This is a genomic window from Microcystis sp. LEGE 08355 (genome assembly GCF_015207185.1).
Taxonomy (GTDB): Bacteria; Cyanobacteriota; Cyanobacteriia; order Cyanobacteriales; family Microcystaceae; genus Microcystis; species Microcystis panniformis.
Genome location: NZ_JADEXI010000387.1, coordinates 1 through 4,467 on the forward strand (window position 1 = coordinate 1; position 4,467 = coordinate 4,467).

At 43.9% G+C, this 4,467-nt stretch carries 3 protein-coding genes and 1 pseudogene; 2 read left to right on the forward strand and 2 right to left on the reverse strand.

Annotated features, from left to right (window positions below; genetic code table 11):
- Together IQ242_RS17545 and carA are read right to left on the reverse strand one after the other, a co-directional pair.
- Window positions 1-121: pseudogene (locus IQ242_RS17545) on the reverse strand (anti-sigma F factor antagonist); the annotation flags it as partial.
- 74 nt (window positions 122-195) lie between these two features.
- Window positions 196-1,344 carry a glutamine-hydrolyzing carbamoyl-phosphate synthase small subunit gene (gene carA / locus IQ242_RS17550; protein ID WP_193960857.1) on the reverse strand — a complete coding sequence of 383 codons (1,149 nt, stop codon included), beginning with the start codon at window positions 1,342-1,344 and terminating at the stop codon, window positions 196-198.
- A gap of 197 nt (window positions 1,345-1,541) precedes the next feature.
- Between carA and IQ242_RS17555 the strand changes: the two genes are divergently transcribed.
- Both IQ242_RS17555 and IQ242_RS17560 read left to right on the forward strand, forming a co-directional pair.
- Entirely contained in the window at window positions 1,542-2,429 is an 888-nt protein-coding gene (locus tag IQ242_RS17555) for a transposase (RefSeq protein ID WP_193960858.1), read from the forward strand.
- 636 nt (window positions 2,430-3,065) lie between these two features.
- Window positions 3,066-4,467: AAA-like domain-containing protein (locus IQ242_RS17560; RefSeq protein WP_193960859.1), on the forward strand; the 1,402-nt coding region annotated here is incomplete at its 3' end.

Here is a 4,467-nt window from a genome sequence, read left to right on the forward strand (position 1 = left end):
CCACATAGCCTTCGATCACCTTACAAAAAGTCGGTTCGGAAAAGGCATCTAAAAGACCCGTCAAACGGAAAATTTGGTACTTATCTCTGACCTCACGCGTGCCTCGCAAGCTGACGGTCAAGTTAATTGCTTCTGGAATAATCGCCTCCTAGCTCTAGAGCCGTAAAAATCAAAACCCTAGTATATCCTAAAAATTTACGACCGATCCTTTTTTGCTTCCCGCATTAAATCGACAAATTTGGCAAACAGATAATCGGCATCGTGGGGGCCGGGACTGGCTTCGGGGTGGTATTGTACCGAGAAAAAGGGCAAGGACTTGTGTTTTAAACCCGCTACGGTGCGATCATTGAGGTTGAGATGGGTAATCTCCACTTGCGGATTTAAAGATGCCTCCTGCACGGCAAAACCGTGATTCTGACTGGTAATTTCCACCTGTTGCTGCAGTCCACAGGGTTGATTTAACCCGCGATGGCCAAATTTCAGTTTAAAGGTTTCTGCCCCTAGGGATAGGCCTAAAATTTGATGACCCATACAGATGCCAAAAGTCGGTTTTTCTCCTTGCAAAAGTTGCTTGGCTAGGGCAATTCCTTCGGTGACAGCCGCCGGATCTCCCGGTCCGTTAGAAAAGAAAATACCATCGGGATTATAGGCGGCGATTTTTTCCGGGGGAGTGTCGGCGGGAACCACGATCACCCGACAACCGTAGCTGGCTAAACGCCGGAGAATATTGCGTTTGATGCCAAAATCGATCGCCACCACCGTTAACGGTTCTTGATCACTATCAATTGGCGCAAATTCCCAGGCGGACGGGGTGGGAGTCGTCCATTCGTACACTTCCTTGGTGGTAACTTCTTTAACGAGATTTAACCCCGCCATACTGGGGGCCGCCTGCACCAGCCGCAGTAAATCATGATAATCGAGTATTTCCGTCGAAATTGCCCCATTCATCGCCCCAACCGAGCGAATTTTGCGGGTCAGGGAGCGGGTATCGATGCCATAGATGCCAATAACATGATGAGCGGCCAGATAATCCGGTAGGGATTGGCTAGAACGCCAATTACTGGGCCGGGGGCAGATATTTTTGGCGATCGCTCCTTTCACCTGGGGACGAATTGACTCCTCATCCTCGGGGTTAACCCCCGTATTTCCCAATTCTGGATAGGTAAAAGTGACGATTTGACCAGCATAACTGGGATCGGTGAGGACTTCCTGATAACCGGTCATCCCTGTGTTAAAGACAACTTCGCCGACGGTGGTTCCCTGGGAGCCGAAGGAATAACCCTCGTAAACTGTACCATCGGCTAGAACTAATAAGGCTTTTTGACTAGCAGCACTTGATATCATTGTCAATTTTTTAATCTTGAGTAGTGGTGAGAAACAGAAGTCAAGGATAGACTAGAACAGGGACTAGAAAACGAATTGCTTAGTTTTAATTGGCTAGGGCGTTTTATGATTAAGAGTACGTCCGCTCAAAGACAACAGTTTCCCCTGACTAGCCATCGGCAAGATCCTATCGCTTAAAAAATAACTATATAAGTAATATGAGTGCAAGAAAACTGACTGATGCCACGAAAAAAGAAATTCTTAAGCTTTATCGGGAAACGGAGGCCACCACTTCCACCTTAGCCGAGCGTTATGGCGTGAGTAGTTCTACGGTCAGTCGTTTTCTCAAAAATTCTTTTTCTAGCGAGGAATACGAGCAATTAATCCAGAAAAAACGCTTGGCCCGCAATGCTCGTGGCCTCGAGGAGGAGGGAGCAGCAGCGGATTTATCGGAAAAAGCGATCGAGGTGATTAGTTTGCGGGCAGCCCACATCGCAGCTAAGGATGAGCAGGCTTTTGAGCAACCGATCACTGCTGTGGAACAATTAACCCTGTTAATGGATACCTCTTACTCGCCAGAAGCAGATAATCCAGAAGATACAGAAATTAATGGCGATAAGACCCTAGAAACCGCTAATTTAAACGAGTTTTTCGTCGAAGCTCTCGAGGAAGAGGAGGAGGAAGATGAGCTTGACGAGGATTGGGATGAAGAGGAGGATGAAGATGAAGATGAAGACGAGGAGGAGGAGGAACTAGCGGGGAGCTATTTCGGCCCGACTATCGTTAAAACAGCCCAATTACAGATATTACCCCTCTCGGCGGCGGCTTTTCCCAAAACCTGTTACTTGGTAATTGATCGCGCTGCCGAATTAATCACCCGTCCCCTCAAGGATTTTGCTGAATTGGGTAAGGTTCCCCCTCAGGAAATCCAGCAGCGCACCCTCCCCATCTTTGAAAGTCATCGCATCGCTCGTCGTTTCTCCAAGCGCAAGGAAAAAGTGATTAAAGTTCCCGACGGTCGCCTGATCGAAAAAGCTCACGCTCAACTGGAAGCTAAAGGGATCACCCGTCTGCTCATGGATGGTCGTATCTACGCTTTAGAGTAGGGAATTAGGGGATAGGAGACTGAAAAGTCTCCTCCGAACCCTTTGCTGAGGGTGGAGACTCTCGCAGTTGAGAGAGTTCAGCTTAGTTGACATCCTCGCCGCACTTTTAGGGCGGCGATTCCTAAACCTCACGATTTAAGTTTCTGCTTCCACCACCGTCGCATACCACAGTTAAAAAACCATGTACTGTCTTACACAGAGTCCACAGACTTTCGCCCCATTTCAGAAGCCCGATTCCCTGTGTCCCACGGTACGTTGACCGCCTATAGCTTCTTGTACTTGTTGCGCGCGACTTTTTACCCGGCCAAGCTTTTCTGGTCGGAACCCCCTAAGCCGAGTTTTCAAGGCTTCGGCCGTGAGCTCAGCCGAACGGTGCTGCGCCGTCCACTTGGTTTTCGAGACTGGCCTTTTAATTCTAACGTAAAGCCAACCTAGAACGGCGGGGTTTCAGACCCAAAATTTCCGATGAGTTTACCCTAAGAAAATATGCCAATTTCATTCAGAGTAGAACTAGCTTACCAATAATCGGCTATGAGTGAGCGCGGTTTTTTTCTGGATTTATCACCGGGGTTAGTGTAGTTCAAACTGGTATTACTTACCCAAGTTTTGGTTATCTGGTCAATGAAATACCGAAATATGCAAGAAAACGGAACCGCCGAGAATGTTTATAAGTTTTCTAGTACCTTATCTCCTTCCGATCCAAGCTATGTGGATAGAAGGGCTGATCTGGAATTGTACCAAGCTCTGATGAACAGTCAGTATTGTTATATTTTCAATTCTCGCAAAATGGGCAAGTCGAGTTTGACGGTACGCATCCAAACTCAAATTGAAGCCCAAGGAGTTGCCTGTTCCCGTATAGACTTAAATGAATTGGGGACATCAGTAGATCAATCTAGCTGGTATCATTCCTTAATTATTGAAATTGCCGAACAATTAAAACTAAACATGACGGATTTAGAATCTTGGATTGCCAGTCAATCTGTTTCTAATGTTGGGTTACTTAGACAGTTTATTAAAGAAATTTTATTGATAAAAATTTCAAACAACATTGTTATTTTTATTGATGAAATTGATGTGGTTAGAAAACTACCCTTTGCTACTGATGACTTTTTTGCTTACCTTAGGTCTTGTCATGAAAAGCGAGTCATTAATGCAGATTTTAATCGTATTTCATTTGTTTTAATTGGCACGGCTACCCCCAATCAATTAATTCAGGATAGTCAAAGAACTCCTTTCAATATTGGTAAAGCAATTGAATTAAATGGACTGTCGTTAGAAGATAACTGTCAACCCTTGATGCAAGGACTCGAAGGGTTGGGTGTTTCCCCTCAAGAAATTCTACAAGAAATTTTTAGCTGGACTAATGGTCAACCTTTTATAACTCAAAAATTGTGTTATTTAATGGCCAAGTTTAAAGTTCAAATACCTCGGTCTCTCTTATCAGCTTGGATGCGAGATTTTGTTTATAAACACATTATTGATAACTGGGAAAAAAAAGATGAACCTGCTTTTTTATCAAGTATAAGAGAGCGACTGATTTATCATCCTGATCAAGGATATTTACTAAGGGTTTATGCCAACCTTTTAAAAGGTAAATTGGTGAAAGCTAGTAACACACCAGAACATGATGAATTATTACTATCTGGATTAGTTATCGTCGATAATCAGGGCTATCTTAGAGTGGCTAATGCTATTTATCAGGCAATTTTTAATCAAAAATGGTTATATAATGTATTAGCAGCTAGTCGTCCTTATCAATCGGAAATTGCTAAGTGGGAAGACTCAAATTTTACCGATACAAATTGTTTACTGACAGGTAAAAAGTTAGAGGAATCTAAAAAATGGCAAGAAGATAAAGAATTAGATAGTATCGATTATCGTTTTTTAGCAGCCTCTGAAAGCATTACTCGTCAAAAACAATCTCGTTTATTTATGTTGGTAGCGGGAATATTTACTAGCATTGTTACAGGTTTACTTGGGTTGGGATTCTACCAGTCATGGCTGTTACCTTACTTTTATAAAATCCCCTATACTAAGG